Raw genomic sequence first — 18,580 nt, 5'->3', positions numbered from 1 at the left:
GGGTGGCTCGTCACGGAGTGGGGCCGGCAGCCGTGGATCGTCCGGGACGTGATGCGCACGGGCGAGGCGGTGACGCCGGTGCCGCACCTGGCCGCGCCGTTCTTCACCTTCACGGCGGTGTACCTGTTCCTCGGGGTGACGGTGCTCTTCGTGCTCTGGCGGCAGGTGGCGGGCACGCTGCCCAAGGGGCCCGGCGCGGCCGCGGATGGCGAGGTGGCCCATGTCCATTGAGACGACGGTGCTGGGGCTCGCGGTGGCGGGCACGTTCGTGCTGTACGCGCTCCTGGGCGGGGCGGACTTCGGCGGTGGGGTGTGGGACCTGCTGGCGCGCGGGCCTCGCAAGGCGGAGCAGCGCGCGCTCATCGCCCACGCCATCGGCCCGGTGTGGGAGGTGAACCACGTCTGGCTCATCGTCGGGCTGGTGCTGCTCTTCAGCGGCTTTCCTCGCGCCTTCGCGGCGCTGAGCGTGGCGCTGCACGTTCCCCTGACGCTGCTGGTGCTGGGCATCGTGTTCCGGGGCACGGCGTTCACCTTCCGCGCCTACGACACGCGCGGGGACGCGGTGGAGCGCCGCTGGGGCGTGGTGTTCAGCGTGGCGAGCGTGGTGGCGCCGCTGCTGCTGGGCATGTGCGTGGGCGCGGTGGCCAGCGACGCCATCCGCATGCAGGGGCACGCGGTGGTGAGCGGCTTCTTCGCGTCGTGGCTGTCGCCCTTCGCGCTGTCCGTGGGCGTGCTGACGCTGGGGCTGTTCGCGTTCCTGGCGGCCGTGTACCTCACGCACGAAGCGCGGACGCCGGAGCTGGCGGAGGACTTCCGGCGCCGGGCGCTGGTGACGGGCGGGCTCCTGTTCCCGCTGGCCCTGGCCGCCCTGCTGCTGTCGCGCGAGGGCGCGCCCCGCATCTGGCTCGGGCTGTCACGAACGCCGTTCGCGCTGGCGCTGCACGTGGGGACCGCGGTGGCGGCGGTGACGGCGTTCGCGCTCCTGTGGACGCGGCGCTTCCGGGCCGCGCGGGTGGCGGCGGCCACGCAGGGCGGGCTCATCGTGCTGGGGTGGGCGGTGTCGCAGGCGCCTTACCTCGTCTACCCGCACCTGACGCTCCAGAGCGCCGCGGCGCAGCCGGTGGTGCAGCGGCTGCTCCTGGTGGCGCTCGGGGTGGGCCTGGTGACGGTGGGGCCGTCGCTGGTGCTGCTGTTCCGCGTCTTCGGGCCCCGGGGCCAGCCTACGACTTGAGCACGGGGAACAGCGGCGGGTGCACGACGCGGGGCTTCTCGTCGCCCCGCGCCACCAGCACGCGGGCCCCTTCGAGCAGGTCCTCCGAGTCCAGGGCCTCCACCACGGTGCGCGCGGCGCTGTCGGGGTCCATCACGCGGCAGTGCACGCGCATGACGCCCTCTTCCGTCTCGCCGCCCTCCACCTCGCCGTTGCCCGTCCAGCCGAGCGCGTCCGTGAGCAGCTCCTCCACGGCGTTGCGCTGCTCGAAGTCGTGGCCGGTGCCCTTGCCCTGCACGGTGTATTCGACGAGCAGCACGGACATGGAGTCCGGCTCGGGCTCGTCGTAGCCGGCGTCCACCAGGGCTTCGGCCTCTTGAGCGATGACCATGTCGGGGTCCTCGTCCGGGGGGACGGGAACGGCCTTCTGCTCGCCTCCATCACCGACGGTGCCCCAGTGCACCGTGACGACACCCTCGTGCTCCCATGCCTCCCAGTAGCGCAGGGTGTCGCCGTCCTTCTTGTAGAGCTTCAGCAATGCATTGGCCTCATTCGCGCGGACTCCATACCGCAACCGGGTTCAGTAGGCACGGCCCTGGCCGCCGTCCACGGGGACGGTGGAGCCCGTCACCCACTTCGCCCGCTCCGAGGCGAGGAAGGCGACCACGTCCGCCACCTCCTCGGGCGTGCCGAAGCGGCCCCAGGGAATCTGCTCGCGCACCATCTTGGACACCGCCTCCGGGTCGTGCTGGTTGCGCCGGTCCCAGCTGCCGCCAGGGAAGAAGATGGAGCCCGGGGCCACGGCGTTGACGCGGATGCGCTGGGACGCCAGGTCCACGGCCATCTCCTTGGTGAGCGCGATGAGGCCCGCCTTGGCCGCGCTGTAGGGCGCGCTGGTGGCGTACTCGCGGCCGAAGATGGAGCTGATGTGCACGATGCTGCCGCCGCCGCACTGGCGCATCAGCGGCACCGCGCGCTGGCTGCACCACACAGCGGACATCAGGTTGCGCTGGATGACGTCGTTCCACTGCTGGGTGCTGGCCGCGTCGAAGGCGCCCGCGCCGCCGCTGCCGCCCACGTTGTTCACCAGGATGTCCATCGAACCGAAGGCGCGCACCGTGGAGTCCACCGCCAGGTACGCGCCCTCCTGCGTGGCCACGTCCGTGACCACTGTCGCCACCTGGGCGCCCTCGGAGCGCAGCTCCTTCGCGAGGACCTCCAACTGCTCCGGGTGGCGCGCGCAGATGCACACCCGGGCGCCCTCGCGCGACAGCACCATGGCGATGGCCCGCCCGATGCCCCGGCTGCTGCCGGTGACGAGCGCCGACTTCCCCGTGATTCCGAGTTCCATACCGTCCCTTCTACCGCTGGCCCGGGCCGGGTGGGGGACGGGATTCACCGGGGGCGTTCAAAGCCGTTCGAAGATGTCCAGGCGCCAGGTGCCCTCCATCTCGCCGCGCAGGTGGCGCAGGCGCCTGGGGGCGAGCCGGCGGAAGGCGTCGTGGACCTCGTGGCCGCTGCAGCGCATGTCGCGCGTCTGGCCGGTCCAGTGCACCAGGACCAGGTGCCCGCCGGGCTCCAGGTGTTCGAGGATGCGCTGCTGCGCGAGGGCCAGCTCCGGGAGGCTCCACCAGGCGCCGCGCCCGGACACGAGGGTGAGGTCGAAGGTCTGCTCGGGGTAGCGCTCCGGCACGCTCATCTGCTGGAAGCGCACGTGTGACAGGTGGCGGCAGCGGTGGATGGCGCGGGCCTGGGCGGAGTCGGAGGTCTCCACGGAGAGCAGGGCGTCACAGCGCGCCTGGAGCTTCTCCGTGAGCAGGCCGATGCCGCCGCCAATCTCCAGGGCGGAGCGGTAGCGCGCGCGGGGGAGCGAGGCCAGGGTGACGTCATCGCGGCTGCGCACACAGCCGTGCGCGGCGAAGGGCCACGGGTCTTCGGCTTCTCGAGTGGGGAGGGGAGGGGCCAGCAGGAAGACGGATGAAGGTTTCATCGAGAGGGGTCCTGGAGGATGTCGAATCCTCACGATGGGACCCGTCCGGGCCCTCCACATCCCGTGCGCCTAGGGCCATGAAGGTGTCGACCCTGGGGCAGTCAGAGCATCGGGCGCTGATCAACCGCCGCGCCAGGTGTCCGGCTGACAGGACCACGGGAACTTCTCGCCGCGCCGGTCGCAGTGGAAGCCCTCGGCGCAGGGGTTGGGGCCGTTCGGGTCGCAGGCCTGGATGCAGTGGTAGCGGTCACAGACCTGTCCTTCGCCGCACGTCGGGTTCGTGGCGGAGCAACGCTGGATGCATTCCGCCCAGACCTTGCCCGGGAACTTCGAGTGCGAGACCACCTCGCATTTGCGGCCCTCGGGACAGGGGGTATCCAGGCAGTTCGGACCATAGATGGATGCGCAGATGGAGGTGCCTTCCGCGAACGGGATACAGCGTTCCCCCTGAGGGCAGCCGTGCTCCTCACACGTAGGGAGACACGAGGGCTTCGGCTTCACGTCCGCGCAGAAGAATCCCTCCGAACACGCCCCGGGTTGGCCAGGGGTGCAGGCACGAGCGCAGTAGCCATCCCTCCCCACGCACTCGAACTCGGCCCTGCATGCGGAGGTCGCATCGAAAGCGGTCTCCAAGCAGCGTTCCCCCTCCTGGCGAATGCCAACGAGCGCGCAGAGCCTGACCAGGATTCCGCCCGCGCTGGGGACCGGCAGGCTCGTGCATCGTTGCCCTTCGGGGCACTGGCTGTCGGCCGTGCAGGCGCTGTCCGTGCAATAGCGCCGGAAGCGGATGTCGCGGTAACAGACGAGAGGGGCTTCACAGTCGGCCTGCTTCGAGCAGGTGTGGTGATAGGTCACCCGCCGCATCCGCTCGTCGTAGGTCAGCATGGGAACCAGACCCTCCGCCGGCTCCGGCCTGGGGGTCGCACTGGCTTCCCGCACCTGCTGGAGGACGAAGAGGGCGGGGGCCAGGAGGACGAGGCAAGCCACCAAGCTCGCGGGAACGTGCCAGGGCCGCGTCATGGGCCACCACACCGCGCGATGCACTCCTCGCTCGGCTCGGCGTCATCGGGACAGAGCAGCCTATAAACCTCCTCACTGCATATGGATCTCGGGATCTGCTCCACCGCATCCTTGTGCGCCGCCCGGTCCAGCTTGCCGCCCGGGCGGTGCACGTCCGGGCATGCCGCCAGCCCGCCCAGGACGCACAGCCACAGCCCCACCGCGTGTGCTCGGCCCATGACGGTCCAGGCTAGCCGTGGCCTGGAACCGTCAGGCATTGCCCTTGCGGGCAATGATTTGTCACACGGACTGGAAGCGGGCCTCCGCCGGACGCGCTCCACCCGAGCGCTTCACGCCGTGGTCGCCGTTCGCGGACAGGTGCTGCAGCAGCTTGAACACCGTCTCCACTTCATCCGCCGCGCCGATGTCCTGCGCCAGCTGATCCGCCGACCGCGCCTCCGCCTTCGCCGCCTTCAGCTTCGAGAGCAGCTTGCCCTGCAGCTCCAGCACGCGCCCCGCGGCCTTCTTGCCCGCCTCCACGCCCGGCTGGTGATAGGCATTGATGTTCACGAGGCTCGCGTAGAGGCCCACCGCCCGCTCGTACAGGGCAATCAGCGCTCCCACGGTGCGCGCGCTCACGTCCGGCACGGTGAGCGTCATCGACTCGCGGCCCTTCTCGAACAGCGCCCGGCGCGTGCCCAGCAGGAACCCGAGCAGGTAGTCGCCGCTGGTGTTCTCGCCCTCCACCGCCAGGGACTTGCCCTCCCGGTCCTTCAGCACCTCCACGAAGGTGGCGAAGAAGTTGTTCACGCCTTCGCGCAGCTGCTGCACGTAGGCGTGCTGGTCCGTGGAGCCCTTGTTGCCGTAGACCGCGATGCCCTGGTTCACCACCTTGCCGTCCAGCGACAGCTCCTTGCCCAGCGACTCCATCACCAGTTGCTGGAGGTACTTGGACATCAGCATCAGCCGGTCCTTGTACGGCAGGATGACCATGTCCTTCTGGCCCTTGCCGCCGCCCGCGTGGAACCACATCAGCGCGAGCAGCGCCGCCGGGTTCGCCGCCGCGTCATGCACGCGCGTCGCCGCGTCCATGTCCTTCGCGCCCGCGAGGAAGCCGTCCACGTCCAGCCCCTGCAACCAGGCTGGGAGGAGCCCCACCGCCGACATCACCGACGTGCGCCCGCCAACCCAGTCCCACATGGGGAAGGTGCGCAGCCACTTGTGGCCCTTGGCGTAGGTGTCCAACTCGCTGCCGTCGCCCGTCACCGCCACCGCGTGCGCGCCGAAGTCCAGGCCGCGCTGCTTGTAGGCGGCTTCCGCCTCCAGCATGCCGTTGCGCGTCTCCTTGGTGCCGCCGGACTTGCTGATGACCACGGCGAGCGTCTCCGCCAGCCGCTCGCCCAGGCCGTTGAGCACCCGGTCCATCCCGTCCGGGTCCGTGTTGTCCAGGAAGTGCACCTGCATCGCGTCCCGGCCGCTGCCCAGCGCGTCCGCCACCAGCTGCGGACCCAGCGCGGAGCCGCCAATGCCGACAATCAGCACCTGCGTGAACTTCTGCGCCTTCACGGGCTTCACCTTGCCCGCGTGCACGTCCTTCGCGAACGCGGCCACCTGGGCCTGCATGTCCGTGATGGCCGTCTTCAGCTCCGCTTCCGGCGCCAGCTCCGGGGCGCGCAGCCAGTAGTGGCCCACGCGGCGCTTCTCATCCGGATTGGCGATGGCGCCCTTCTCCAGCGCGTCCATGGCCTGGAACGCCGCGTCCATGCGCGAGCGCATCCCGTCCAGGAAGTCCGCGCCGAAGTTCATGCGGGAGATGTCCAGCGTGAGCCCCAAGGAAGGGACGACGCACAGGTGCCGCTGGTACCGCTCCCACAACTCGCGCTCCGTCATGACCCGACTCCCTTGCAAGGGGCGCCGACCTCATGCGCGGCGCCCGCCAGAACCGTCGCGGCGCACCGTAGCAAGGCCCGCACGGCGCGGACGCAACGATGTCGCGGTCCCCGTTGCCTGGACGTCGCCTGGACGTCGGTTCCACCCCCAAGCTGTCCTCCACCCGGAAGGGCGCGGGCCCTACGGTGCCGAGGGCGCGGCCTCCACGGGTGGGGACTCCGACGGCTGCGACGCCCCCTTGGGCTTCCAGGCCGGGTTGCGGAAGATGTAGCCCAGCCGCTGGCTCAGCGGCCCCGGGCGGGCCGCGTCCCTCGCGATGGCGGCGAACTCATGGAACGCGATGCGCACCGGGTTGTGCGTGGTGAGGTTCTTCGTCAGCCCGTAGATGGGGCGCTCGGTCTCCGGGACGAACGTGCCGAAGAGGCGGTCCCAGATGATGAGGATGCCCGCGTAGTTCACGTCGATGTAGGCCGCGTTGGACGCGTGGTGCGCGCGGTGGTGCGAAGGCGTGTTGAACAGCCACTCCACCGGGCGCGGCAGCCGGTCGATGGCCTCCGTGTGGATCCAGTACTGGTACAGCAGGCTCACCGCCTGCTGCGTGACGATCATCTCCGGGGAGAAGCCCAGCAGCGCCAGCGGTACCCAGAACACCCAGCCCGTCATCGGCGTCCATGTCTGCCGCAGCGCCGTGGACAGGTTGTAGTGCTGGCTGGAGTGGTGCACCACGTGCGACGCCCAGAAGAAGCGGCTCTCATGGTGGACGCGGTGGAAGGCGTAGTAGCAGAGGTCTTCCAGGAAGAAGAGCAGCACCCACGCCATCAGCCCGTGGCCCAGGCGCAAGGGCGTCAGGTGGTAGAGCGCCGCGTAGCCCGCGAACGCCACGCCCTTCCAGAACACGCTCACCGCCACGTTGCCCAGGCCCATGGAGAGGCTGGCGAACGTGTCCTTCCACGTGTGGCCCTTGATGCTCTCGCCGCGCTCCTGCCGCAGCTTCCGCACCCAGAGGGCCTCGGCGATGACGGTGATGACGAACACCGGGATGGCCGGGGTGATGAGGTCGGGGATGTGCGACATGTCCATGGCTGCTGACCTCCTGCGAATCAATCCTTGGGTGCGAACGCGATGCGCATGAAGCGCGCCAGCGTGTCCAACATGCGGCGGTGCGCTGGATCCGAAGGCCGGGCGGCTCCACCCACCGCCGCGCCCTGCACCGCGTCCAGCGCCAGCTCCACCACGCCGTCGAACTCCGGGTGCGTGGCGGCCACGTCCGGGAACAGCTCGCGCGCCACGCGGTGCATGTTCTGGCGGTGCGGCCCATCCACCACCGCCAGCGCCTTCTGCAGCTCCGGGCTGGTGCGCGCCGCGACGTACAGCTCGATGGCGGCCTGCAACTCCGGCCGCTGGTAGGCCGTCCACAACATGTCCACCGCCGCCCCCACCCGGTCCTTCCCGGACGGACGCGCTCCCACGCCCGCGAGGAAGTCCTGGATGAGGCGGGGGAAGAGGTGCTCCACCGCCACCGCGAGCAGCTCCTCCTTCGTTTCGAAGTGCGTGAAGAGCGCCCCCTGCGACACCCCCGCCCGCTTCGCCACCTCCACCGTCGTCAGCCGCGCATAGCCCTGCTCCACCAGCGTCTCGATGGTGGCGTCCAGCAGCTTGCGGCGCGTCGACTCGCGGCGCTCCGCCTGCGTGCGGCGCACCGGGGCCGCGGCCTTCTTGGAGGCGGACTTCGGGGACATGCCGGAACGATAACCGCCAACTTAAAAAGTGACCAGTCACTTTCTGAAGGCCGGTTCCGGCGGGGGGCGATCCGCGGACGCCCAGGCCTGCCCGTAGGGCATTCGAGCAGGCGGGCGTCTGCCTTTATATCCGGTCAGATGACAGGGATTGGAGCGGCAAGGCTTGAGAGGCTTGATGCCTGCCAACTGAGCAGACAGGGAGTCAGGCGCTCCTGTGCTTTCGGGCCATTTTCCCTCTGGAGTGTGGTCAAGGGTCGCCCCCTTGGGACGGAGCGGGGCGTGGCTCGGCTGCTAGTGATCCGTTCGGGACTGGGCGAAAATCCAAGGGAAATAGCGCAAGCCCTTGCACCGGTTGTCCGCCCGCCCCGATATGACCATTACCGCTCTTCTCGTCGGCTCCCTCCTGGCTTCGGCTCCTATCCTCCCTCCTCCCGCTCAGGCGGCTGCGAACCTGCCCGAGGTGGGCGTGCCCTTCGCATGTGGTCGCATCTATACGGTGAGCCAAGGTCATGAGACCGGCAGCCACCAGCACAACGACACGTTCGCGTGGGACTTCCGGATGCCGGAAGGCACGCCCATCGTGGCGTCGCACGACGGCGTCGTGCGCATGGCGCGTGGCGACAGCAAGCAGGGCGGGTGCGGCGAGCAGTTCGCGCCGCTGGCCAACTACGTCGTCATCTCCCACGGCGACGGGCTGGAGACGCAGTACCTGCACTTCAGCGCCGTGGTGGTGAAGGCCGGTGAGCGCGTGAAGGAGGGCCAGCTCATCGGCTTCTCCGGCGCGACGGGCTGGGCGTGCGGCGCGCACCTGCACTTCAAGGTCGCCAAGGAGCAGGGCGCCGGGTGGAACAACCCCTCCGTGCCCGCGCGCATCGCGGGCTTTGGCGATCCGGTGCGTGAGACGCTGGTGTCGGCGCCGCTGTGCAAGGACTCCGCGCAGCCGATGATGGCCTCCAACGGCGGCGTCCACCTGCCCGGCCAGGCCGTCATGTCCATGTCACCCGACAGCGCGAATCCGCTCCAGGATGCGTCGCGCGGCCTGCCGCCCGGTGCCAAGGCCATCATCGACGGCCTCTCCCAGCCTCCTGCCCAGGGCGGCGAGGGCCTCGACAAAACGCCCCCGGCCCGCTCTCCCCGCATGGCGAGCGGCTCCGACGAGACTCGCTGACGCGAGCAGCGCTCCGGCGCCCGCGAGCAACCCGAAGAAGGCCCCCGCGTTGAGGAAGTACTCCAACGGCAACAGGGGGCCTTCGACGTATCCGCGCACCACGCGGTAGCCCACGTGCCCCAGCAGCGCCAGCAGGGGCAGGTTGATGAGCGGCAACACCAGCCACCGGGCCGTGCGCCACCAGCGGGCCACGGCCTCCGCGACGGCGGTGGAGGCCGTGTAGCGCCAGGCGCCCGCGCGGGCCACGCGCAGCTCCGCCAGCATCACCTCCACGTCCGGCACGCCCAGGCTCTCCGCCTCCAGTCCCTGCGTGCGCGCCACGCTGCGCGCCTCCGCCAGGGCGGTGCGCGCGGCGGACTCCGCGAGGAAGTCGTCCTCGAAGGGCTCCACCACGGCCACCTCCGCGGCGCGGGCGCGCGTGCGGTCCCTCACCGCGTCCACCACGGTGGAGGCCGCCGCCACCGCGAGCCCCGCGGGCAGGCTGCGCCGCGCGACGAGCGCTCCCACGCCCATCCCGGACGCGCCCCACAACGACAGCCGCAGCCCCCACGCCGCCGGGCCCCAGAAGCGGCCCGCGGCCTGCCTGCGCACCTCCGACGCCAGGTGCCCGTGGGCCAGGGACAGCCGCGCGTCGAAGTCGCCTTGAAGCGATTCCGCCGCGCGCGCGAGCCCCGCGTCCAGCGCGGTGCGTGTCTTCGCGAGCAGTGCGTCCGTGTCGTCCAGCGCCTTCTGGACGGTGTTGGCGAACTCCTCCAGCGCGCCCAGGGCGTTGGTGTGGCGCACGCGCGCGGCGACGGCCTGGGTGGCCAGCCCGCGCAGGTGGAAGAGGAGCGGGCCGAACTCGCCGGAGACGTCCTGGCCGTCCTTCGCGGCGCGCGCGCTGATGGCGAAGACGGGCACGTCCTCCGCGGCCAGGCCGTAGTGCTGGGTGGCCACGCGGCGGACCTGGGACTTCAGCGCGTCGCGGGATTCGGCGGACAGCTCGTCCGCGAAGTTGAGGATGAAGACGAGCGCGCGGCGGCGGGCGAACTCGGCGAGGAACTCCACCTGGGTGGCCTCCGCGACGCTGCCCCGGTGCATGACGACGAGCGCCACGTCCGCCTTGTCCAGCGCGGCGCGCGCGACATCCCGGTGCGCCGTGGCCACGCTGTTCAGGTCCGGCGTGTCGATGAAGACCTGGCCGCTCCACAGCCCTTGTGGGCCGGGCGTGTAGCGCACGACGCGCGCGCCGGTGCGGGCCAGCTCGTCCGTGGGCGTGCCCTCCGGCGCGAAGAGGGTGGAGACGGTGCTGGTGGGGCGGTCCACGCCCTCGCGGGAGAGGTTCTGGCCGGAGAGGGCGTTGAGCAGGGTGGACTTGCCCGCGCCGGTGGCGCCCACCAGTGCGACGACGAGCGGCGCGTCCTTCCGGGCCACGCCCCGCGCGTAGTCCTCCAGGAGCCGCTCCAGGCGCGGGCCATGGGGCTTCAGCGCGGGCAGCGAAAGTGCGTCGGTGAGCAGCGGGCGGAGGGCTTCGGGGTCGGGAAGGCGGGTGTCGTCCACGGAGGGGCCAGCGTGGCGCGGCGGGCTCGCGCTGGCTACGAAGATGCGCGGCGACGGTGCGCCAGCGTGCATTCCCCCGCGGCTCGCGCTCACCGGCCCCTGGCTGGACGGCTGGGGATGGCCTGCTGATACGGTCCGGGGCACATGCGCTTTCGTTCCGTTCGTGGGGGGTGTCTGGGGCTCTTGCTGACCCTGTCCGCGACCCTGGCCTTCTCCGCGGAACCGCCGTCGCAAGGCGTGGTCCTCGCCGCCGAGCCGCGGACCTTCGCGGAGGCGAAGGCGCTTCCTCCCAAGCTCACGGAGTCCGCTGCCTGCGACCTGGGGCCAGGCAAGACCCCCGACATCACCGTCTCCCAGTCCGTGGAGGTGACGCAGGCCATTCCGGACTTCTGCCGGCCCGCCGAGGCGGTCATCACCCAGAAGCTGTCCCTGCCAGATGGCTCACAGGTCGAACGCAGCTTTCGCGTCGTGGATGACGCTCCTGGCACCCAACTGCCACCGCCTCCCCCGCGCCCCCGCATCCGCGTCCGCTGTGAGGCGCGGCGGCTGGAGCTGTCCGTGGAAGGCGTGCCCGAGGCCCCCCTGCTGACGCTGGAGCCCATCGGTATCGGCGCCACCTCCGCCTCCGTGAAGTTTCGGGTGTCCCGGGACAGCGAAGCGCGCATCCTGCCCCTGCTGGTCCGCGACGACGCCGGGGCCCGCGGGGCGCTGGAGGAGCTGGATTTCCTGGTCGGCAAGGGCGTCCCTTCCCGCTTGTCCGGTCGTGACACGAAACTGCCGGAGGCGGACAGCGTCGCGGGGCTGGCCGCCGCGCTCGAGCGCGCCCGGAATCACGCCGTCCTGGCCGCGGGCGGCGACCTGGGGACGTACATCCCTCGCGATGTCCTGGCTCCGGACCTGGAGGGAGACCGACCGCCGTTGAAGACAGGCGAGCCCGAAACCATCGGCGAGCTCCAGCCGCCCGAGCCGGACTCGACAGCGGACTCGGACCTGTTCTGGCGCCAGGGTCGGTTGTGCGTGGTGCAGCAGGACACCGGTAAGCGGATGCGCTGCTACGACCCCGTGGCGCGGCGCTGGGGCAAGGCCGTCTCCGTGAACCGGGGTGATCAGTCCGCCTGGAGCCCGCGGATGGGTCGCTGCGGCATTCCCCTGGGGACCCGGAACGTCCGTCCTCCCGAAAGTTTCCAGCCTGAATTGCGCCTGTCTCCCCGGGCCGTCCTGCTCTGGAACACGTGGACCCACGAGACCCTCGTCATGGAGGTCCCCGAAGGGGACGGTCCACCGCGCATGCGCGCGCCGGAAGCGGAGGAACTGAAGAAGGCGATGCTCGCGTCCACCGGCTCCCGGCTCCTCGGCGGAGGCCGGTTCATCCTGGACGAGGACCGCAAGCAGTTCTGCTCCGTGGGCAGGCCCCTGGGGTGCTGGTCCCTCCAATGGGACCGTGGGCCTGAGGATGAGGGCGGCAACCGGCTGTCGGAGGCCCGCGTGTCCCCGGACGGCCGGTGGGTCGCCTACCTGCGCGGTGCCGCTCCGAGCAAGGTGGACTCGGATGACCGCACGCTGGGGCTGGTCGTGCGCTCCCTGGAGCTGGGGCCGTACGTCGCGCCCCGCGAGCCCGTTTCGACGGCACCGCGCCTCGTGCGGACGGACGTGGTGATGCAGAAGCCGGCCTGGGACGGGCCCGCGCTGAAGTGGAACGACGACGAGCGACTTACCCGCGCGAGGATCTCCTGCGACCTGGGCCAGGATCCACGCATCCCCTTCGAGCTGGAGACGAAGCGCACCGCCTCGCCGTACAACCCCCTCGACCCGGCGGATGCCTGCCACAGCGGCTGGGTGAAGCTGCGTCAGGAATTGACCGTACCCGGGGGCCTGAAGTTCGTCCGCTACGCCTCCGCCGTCACCGGGGACAGCCGGTCATCGGAAGGCGATGTGAAGATGCGCTGCCAGCCGGGCCGTCTGTCGCTGTGGGTGGAGGGCGTGCCCGACTTTCCGGCGTTGACGCTGACCGCGAACATGGGGGCGTTCGGCGCGGTGCGCTGGGCCCTGGCGCCGGAGACCGAGACCCGGCTCCACGCGTTGCTCGCCCGCGACGACGCGCCCGCCATTGAGGCCCTGAACGCCTTCGCGCGGCTGGTGAAGCTGAATGAGGACGCGCGCGAGGTCTCGTACGGGAAGAAGCCGAATGAGGACGGGCACATCTCCCGCATGGGCTGTCTCTCCACGGCGCTGGAGGCCATCTCCGCCCGGCGGGCGCTCGCGGATGGGGGCCACCCGGAGCTGCATGTCTCGCTGAAGACCGACGGCGCCTGCGCGGAACGCTACGGCATGCGCGTCCTCCAGCAGCGGCTCAAGGCCGCCACGCTTCCTCTTCCGTTGAGCGTCGGGGCGGTGAAGGGCAAGGCGGAGGTCATCGGCCAGGTGCCATTCGTCCCCAGCATCCCCCCGGAGCTCCAGCCCCAGTTGTACTGGCGGGATGGCACCCTGTGCCTGGTCCAGGCGGATGGCGCACAGGTGCGCTGCTACGACCCGGCGGCGCGCGAGTGGGGGCCCGTGGTCGCCAGGCAGGACCGCCCGTTCCCGCGTGAGGACCTGCTCCTGAAGTCGCAGTATCACCCGGGCACGTGCTACCCGATGGGAGGCCGCTCCGTTCCCCTCTCGGAACAGATGCGCGACGTCCTGCCGCTGTCGTCGCGGGCCTCGTTGATCGCGGACACCTCGCGCGGCGAACTGGCCCCGGAGTTCAAGGTCATCGAAGTCCCCGAGGACGTGGGCCCCGTGCGCACGCGTGCACCCACCGTGGAGGAGCTGGCGCTCGCGGCGCGCGCAGGCGGCGGCTCCGCCTCGCTGGGGAATGGCAGGTTCCTGCTGCACGTCCCGAAGAACGAACGCTCACCGTGGCTGTGCACGGCGGTGCGCCCGTGGATGTGTTCGAAGCTGCCCCTGGAGTCCGAGGCCTACGGCGTGCGCGCCCCCCTGGTGTCGCCCGATGGCCGCTGGCTGTCCTATGTGCGGATCCCCTGGGGCAAACCCGACGACCCGGCGAAGTACCCCAAGGAGCTCGTCCTGCTGCCGCTGACGCCCATCCCTTGAGCCGCTCCAACGGCCCTCAGCTCGCGACGGCCTCGGCGGCCGGCGGGACCTGGCACGTGTCCCCCACGGTCTTCCAGAGCCAGGCGTTCACGTCGAAGCGCGGGTCGCTCAGCATGCGCCCCAGGTCGATGCCGTCCCAGGCCAGGTGTTGTTCATCCGGAGGCCCCATGTCGCTGAGCGTGCCCATCAGCTTGTTCAGCTGCTCTTCGGGGAAGCTGTCGTTGGAGGCGCCGAACATCGCGTAGAAGGCCAGGTGGTGGGTCTGGTCCTCCCGCGGGCCGTCTTCATTGAGGCGGCTGGTGCGAAAGCCGGTGGGCGGGAGCGGGTGCGGGTGGTTGAGGTTCCAGCGCTGGTCCCGCTCCGACGTCAGGCCATCCAGTCCGGAGTCCGTGCCCGCGAACAGCAGGCCCAGGTCGCGTCCGGCCTCCGCGCCATGGATGCGCGTGGTGGGGCCTTCCCCGGTGGTGAGCAGCCACCGGACGCGCTGGACCGCGCGGGAGAACAGCTCCAGGGCGAGCCGCCCCTCCTGGCGCTCCTCTTCGGCCCGCTCCCGGAGGAAGTCGCGCCGCAGGTGGGCGTGTTGCCGGAAGAACTCGCGCACCGCCGCGACCCGCCGCGCCGCGACGGCGGTCAGCCAGTGTCCCCGTGCATCCATGAAGGCCACGGCCTCTACCTGGATGGCATTGTCGGAAAGCGGCGGCGGAGGGGCGGGACGATGCGCCATGGGCGTTCTCCGGGGAAAGGGACACCGGAAATGTCGGAACGCTTCATAAGGCCGGGAGTGGGGACTCCACCGCACTTGTCTGCCATTGCGCATCGCGGACGCCGACCGTGCTCCCGTGCGCAGTCGTCTGGGCCACCTGGGTGTCAGGGCGCATCCGCGGATGTGTTCCCGCCGTGGAGTAGGGTGTGCCCGTTCATGCGTTCACAGTGAGCCCGGGGAGTTACTTCGTGCTTCGTGAGAATAGCGGGCGGGGCCGGCGTATCCCCCCTGCGCGAGCGCGGCCTTCGCCGCTGGCTCCTTCCTGGGTGGCATGCATGACGCGATACCTGTCCCTCCTTCCCTTCGCGGTGGCCTCCGTACTGACGGCCTGCGGCGGAGACCCGGCCGGGCCGGGGGATGACCCCGGCGAGGACCCCTCCCCCAGCGGCTGTGTCCGGACCATCTCCAAGGCCCTGACCTCCACGACGGCCTGGGCGCCGGGGGAGGAGCGGTGCTCCTATGAGGTGACGGGCGTCGTGGAGGTGCACGGCGCGCTCACCCTCGCCCCCGGCACGGTGGTCCGCTTCGGTCCCGACGCGGGACTGCTCGTCACGGCGACGGGCTCCCTTCACGCGGTGGGCACCGAGGCCGCGCCCATCACCTTCACGGGGACGACGCCCACGCCGGGCTTCTGGAAGGGGCTCGCCTTCAAGTCCAACACCCCCGAGAACGCGCTGGAGCACGTGGTCATCTCCTACGCGGGCAGCGAGCAGCCCTTCTGCTGTGACTTCTTCTACGGGCCGGGCGGCAGGCTGGAGGCCCGGGCGTCCGTGGTGGTGGGCTCCAACCAGGGAGCCAGCAGCCAGGTGCGGATCGCGCACACGACGGTGGAGAAGAGCGGCACGCAGGGGCTGTTCGCCTTCAACAAGGCGCGGCTGCCCGGCTTCTCGCGGAACCTCTTCCGGGGCAACCTGGGCGCCCCCGTGGTGGTGAGCGTGTCCACCGCGGGCGCGCTGGACGGCGCGAGCATCTACTCCGGGAACAGCCCCACCCAGCCGGAGGCCAACGGCGACAACGCCGTCCACCTGCTGGCGGCGCCGGAAGCGGACACCACCACGGCGCAGACGCTGCGCAAGCTGGACGTGCCCTATGGTGTCTCCACCGGCGTTCCGGACACGACCGTGGAGTACGCGGGGGCGCTCACCCTGGAGCCGGGGGTGCGCCTCCAGTTCGAGGCGGAGTCCGGGCTCCGCATCACGGAGACAGGCTCCCTGGTGGCGCGAGGGACGGCGGAGGCGCCCATCGTGTTCACGGGCAGGACGGAGACGCCGGGGTACTGGAAGGGCATCTCCATCCTCTCCCTGAACCCGGACAACGTCCTCGCCCACGCGCGGGTGAGCCACGGCGGCTCGGACCCCTTCTGCTGTGACTACTTCACGCGCACGGGCGACATCCGGGCCAGCATCTCCGTGGGAAGCGGCCTGGGGCGGGGCCGGCTGCAACTGTCCGACTCGCTCGTGTCGCAGGGCGCCGGCTGGGGCGTCTTCGTCTTCAAGAACGCCACCTTCACCCAGAGCGCCGGCACCTACGACGGCAATGCCGCCGGCACCGTGGGCTACGAGGCGCCGCCCCTCGCGCCCTGAAACGGAACGACGCCGGACGCGAGGGGCACGGATGGCCCCTCCCGCCCGGCGTCTGGGTTTGAAGCCGGCCTGTCGCCTTACAGCGAGTTGACGAACTTCAGGAGCGCGTTGCGGTCCGCGGCGCTGAGGTTCACGAAGGCCTGCTTGGCGGCCTCGCCCTCGCCGCCGTGCCAGAGGATGGCCTCGGTGACGCTGCGCGCGCGGCCGTCGTGCAGGTACGCCTCACCGCCGGACACGCCCGCCGTCAGGCCAATGCCCCAGAGCGGTGCCGTGCGCCACTCGGCGCCGGAGGCCTGGCCTTCCGGCAGGTTGTCCGCCAGGCCCGCGCCCATGTCGTGCAGCAGCAGGTCCGTGTACGGACGGATGGTCTGGCCGCGGAGCTCGTTCATCGCGCTGTACTGGCTGGTGGTCAGCGTGGGCGCGTGGCACTTCGCGCAGCCCGCGTTGGTGAACACCGTCTCACCCTGCATCGCCGTCGCGTCCGAGTGGTCGCGGCGGGCGGGGACGCCCAGGAGGGCGATGTAGCGGGTCATCTTGTCCAGCTCGCTGTCGCCCAGCTCCGTGCTCGTGCCCGCGCAGCCCTGCTGCGACGAGCCGCAGTCCTGCGTCTTGAACACGTTCGTCGTCACGCCCATGTCGCTGTTGAGCGCCTCGGCCACCTGGTGCTTCACGCGCGCCGTGCCGGCCTTCCAGCCGAAGCGGCCCATGCGCGTGACGCCCGTCTCCGGGTCCTTCACCGTCTGCATGCGGCCGGAGATGCCGTCGCCGTTCGCGTCGTTCGGGTCCGCCAGGCCGGCAATCTGGGACTCCGGCACCGCCTCCAGCAGACCCAGGCCCACCAGCTGCGGCGTGATGCGCGCCGAGAAGTTCGTCGGCGTCACGTTGAGGAAGCTGTAGTTGGGCTTGCGCAGGCTGTACGTCGTGCCGCCGGGCAGCGTGCCGCTCGCCGTCGTCGTCCAGCTGCCGATGCGCACGTCCGCCTCCGGCGTGCCGCTGACCGCGCGCGGCTGCAAGCGGAAGCCCAGCGCGGGGTCCACCGTCACGGTGCCGCCGTTCACCTTGCCCACCTTCACCACGTAGTTGTCCAGCGTGGTGTTCGTGGTGGTGGGCGGCAGGCCGCGGCCGTTCTGCTTGTGGCAGGAGATGCAGGACACGTTGACGTAGTTGTTGCCCAGCTTGTTCGCGTGCGCGGTGAAGAGGGGGTTGTCCGGCTCGGAGTGGCTTCCGTCGCGGAAGTTCGTGTGGTGCAGGCGGCGGCCCTCCACGAAGGGCTGCGCGTTCACCGGCGCCAGGTTGGTGGCCATCTGGAGGAAGCGGTTGTCCGGCTCGTTGGAGAACGGCGTGTGCAGCGTGGTGCGGCCGCCCGCCCAGGCCTTCTCCGGCAGCGGGAAGGAGTCGCGGATGCTGCCCTGGCCCTCGAAGGGCACGATGCCGCCCTGGCCCACGATGTAGAGCATGCCCGTGGAGTAGTAGTTGAAGCGGCCTTCCACCGGCGCCTGGAGGAACACGCCAATCTCCAGCTCCATCCGGTCACCCACGCGGATGGCGCGGCCTTCCTTGGCGTTGAAGTTCACCGACGACGTGTATTTGTAGTCGTTCACCTTCACGAAGTCCGCGTTGTGGAAGTACTCCGCCACCGTGTTGAGGCCGCGGAAGAACGCGCGGAAGTCCGGCGAGTCATACGGATAAATCGTGTACAGGTTCACCGTGATGACGCTGCCGCCCTTGGCGACCGTGTCCACGATTTCAATCCAGTGGGTGCGCTTCTCGAAGTACAGCTTCAGGTAGTGGTCGTAGGCCTGGTACTGGTCCTCGCGCATGTGGCGGTCGCGGACGCGGTCGCCCACGCGGGTGATGAGGGCCGTGGAGGTGTTCTCCACCGTGGCCGGCTCCAGCGCGGTGCTGCTCGTGAACAGCGGCACCACCGGGCCCGCGTCGCCGTTGGGCGGAGGGCCCGCGTCGGGAGTGCCCGTGCCCGAATCAGGCGTGCCCGTGCCCGCGTCCGTGCCACCGCCCGTGCCGGTATGCGTGTAGCGCGTCCAGGTCGTGTCGCGCGCACAGGCGCACGACACATCCCAGTACGTAAAGTTGTAGTCGATGTAGTTGCCGGCGCTCAGGCCGCTGACGGTGAACTGGTTGCGGCCGCCCGTCACCGTCATGCGGATGTTGAGCTGCTGGCCGTCGTTGAGCTTGTAGTGGATGTCGGCCCAGTCCGTCGTGTCGACGTAGAAGAGGGCGGATGAGCCCGATGGCGTAACGCCATACGTGGCGGCTTCTGCGGAGGGAACCGCCAGACAACTGACGGCCAGGAATGCGAGCGCGATTCCCGTGAGTCTGCTTCGGCTCATGGTTGCGAACTCCATTGTGGGGGTGGATGGGGCGTGGGACGGCGAGCGCTGCGAAGGGGACTTCGTAGCTTGTCCGAAGAAAGTCTGAACGCCTGGGAGCCGCAAGGTGGGAGGTCGGAGAATTCGACTTAGACGTGATAACTGATAAATAAGTGAAATTGATGTCATCCCTGACGCGCCGTGTTGTCAGGGATTGACGCGTTGTGTTGCGCTGGGGCCGTGGAGGGCCTCCGCCCGGGTGGCGGCGGGGGATGGGGC

At 70.4% G+C, this 18,580-nt stretch carries 14 protein-coding genes and 1 pseudogene; 5 read left to right on the top strand and 10 right to left on the bottom strand.

The window, feature by feature from the left end; genetic code table 11:
• Window positions 1-231: cytochrome ubiquinol oxidase subunit I (locus D7Y21_RS32140; RefSeq protein WP_147469432.1), on the top strand; the 231-nt coding region annotated here is incomplete at its 5' end.
• Window positions 221-1,231, top strand: coding sequence for a cytochrome d ubiquinol oxidase subunit II (locus D7Y21_RS32135; protein ID WP_121717685.1), 1,011 nt, complete (start codon window positions 221-223; stop codon window positions 1,229-1,231). The genes D7Y21_RS32140 and D7Y21_RS32135, both read left to right, overlap by 11 nt.
• Here the strand turns inward: D7Y21_RS32135 and D7Y21_RS32130 are convergent.
• From D7Y21_RS32130 to D7Y21_RS32100, 7 genes are all read right to left on the bottom strand, one after another.
• Entirely contained in the window at window positions 1,221-1,748 is a 528-nt protein-coding gene (locus tag D7Y21_RS32130; RefSeq protein WP_120560934.1) for a hypothetical protein, read from the bottom strand. The genes D7Y21_RS32135 and D7Y21_RS32130 overlap by 11 nt on opposite strands.
• A gap of 42 nt (window positions 1,749-1,790) precedes the next feature.
• Complete coding sequence (locus tag D7Y21_RS32125) at window positions 1,791-2,561, bottom strand: SDR family NAD(P)-dependent oxidoreductase (protein WP_121717682.1); 771 nt, start codon at window positions 2,559-2,561, stop codon at window positions 1,791-1,793.
• Between the two features lie 57 nt (window positions 2,562-2,618).
• Complete coding sequence (locus D7Y21_RS32120) at window positions 2,619-3,200, bottom strand: class I SAM-dependent methyltransferase (RefSeq protein ID WP_120560936.1); 582 nt, start codon at window positions 3,198-3,200, stop codon at window positions 2,619-2,621.
• 120 nt (window positions 3,201-3,320) lie between these two features.
• Entirely contained in the window at window positions 3,321-3,545 is a 225-nt protein-coding gene (locus D7Y21_RS43080; protein ID WP_233591297.1) for a hypothetical protein, read from the bottom strand.
• A gap of 954 nt (window positions 3,546-4,499) precedes the next feature.
• Window positions 4,500-6,089 carry a glucose-6-phosphate isomerase gene (locus D7Y21_RS32110; protein ID WP_121717680.1) on the bottom strand — a complete coding sequence of 530 codons (1,590 nt, stop codon included), beginning with the start codon at window positions 6,087-6,089 and terminating at the stop codon, window positions 4,500-4,502.
• 180 nt (window positions 6,090-6,269) lie between these two features.
• Complete coding sequence (locus tag D7Y21_RS32105) at window positions 6,270-7,169, bottom strand: sterol desaturase family protein (protein ID WP_121717678.1); 900 nt, start codon at window positions 7,167-7,169, stop codon at window positions 6,270-6,272.
• Window positions 7,170-7,189: 20 nt separating this feature from the next.
• A complete protein-coding gene (locus D7Y21_RS32100) occupies window positions 7,190-7,828 on the bottom strand; it encodes a TetR/AcrR family transcriptional regulator (RefSeq protein ID WP_120560939.1) in 639 nt (212 codons plus the stop codon).
• Between the two features lie 370 nt (window positions 7,829-8,198).
• Between D7Y21_RS32100 and D7Y21_RS43370 the strand changes: the two are divergent.
• Window positions 8,199-8,603, top strand: a pseudogene (locus D7Y21_RS43370) (M23 family metallopeptidase); the annotation flags it as partial.
• 222 nt (window positions 8,604-8,825) lie between these two features.
• Here the strand turns inward: D7Y21_RS43370 and D7Y21_RS32090 are convergent.
• Window positions 8,826-10,535: a GTPase gene (locus D7Y21_RS32090; protein ID WP_121717687.1), complete on the bottom strand. Its 1,710-nt coding sequence runs from the start codon at window positions 10,533-10,535 to the stop codon at window positions 8,826-8,828.
• Window positions 10,536-10,718: 183 nt separating this feature from the next.
• Between D7Y21_RS32090 and D7Y21_RS32085 the strand changes: the two genes are divergently transcribed.
• On the top strand, window positions 10,719-13,628 hold the full coding sequence (locus D7Y21_RS32085; protein WP_121717676.1) for a hypothetical protein: 2,910 nt from the start codon (window positions 10,719-10,721) through the stop codon (window positions 13,626-13,628).
• Between the two features lie 16 nt (window positions 13,629-13,644).
• Here the strand turns inward: D7Y21_RS32085 and D7Y21_RS32080 are convergent, their stop codons facing one another.
• Window positions 13,645-14,352 carry a hypothetical protein gene (locus D7Y21_RS32080; RefSeq protein WP_120560942.1) on the bottom strand — a complete coding sequence of 236 codons (708 nt, stop codon included), beginning with the start codon at window positions 14,350-14,352 and terminating at the stop codon, window positions 13,645-13,647.
• Window positions 14,353-14,666: 314 nt separating this feature from the next.
• Between D7Y21_RS32080 and D7Y21_RS32075 the strand changes: the two genes are divergently transcribed.
• Window positions 14,667-15,974: a hypothetical protein gene (locus D7Y21_RS32075; RefSeq protein WP_121717674.1), complete on the top strand. Its 1,308-nt coding sequence runs from the start codon at window positions 14,667-14,669 to the stop codon at window positions 15,972-15,974.
• Window positions 15,975-16,051: 77 nt separating this feature from the next.
• Here the strand turns inward: D7Y21_RS32075 and D7Y21_RS32070 are convergent, their stop codons facing one another.
• Entirely contained in the window at window positions 16,052-18,322 is a 2,271-nt protein-coding gene (locus D7Y21_RS32070; RefSeq protein ID WP_199724137.1) for a di-heme oxidoredictase family protein, read from the bottom strand.
• Window positions 18,323-18,580 lie beyond the last annotated feature (258 nt).

This window comes from Corallococcus sp. AB045 (genome assembly GCF_003668895.1).
In the GTDB taxonomy this organism is placed as follows: Bacteria; Myxococcota; Myxococcia; order Myxococcales; family Myxococcaceae; genus Corallococcus; species Corallococcus coralloides.
The sequence above is the reverse complement of the archived record's forward strand: the minus strand, read 5'-3'. Positions and strand labels throughout refer to the sequence as shown.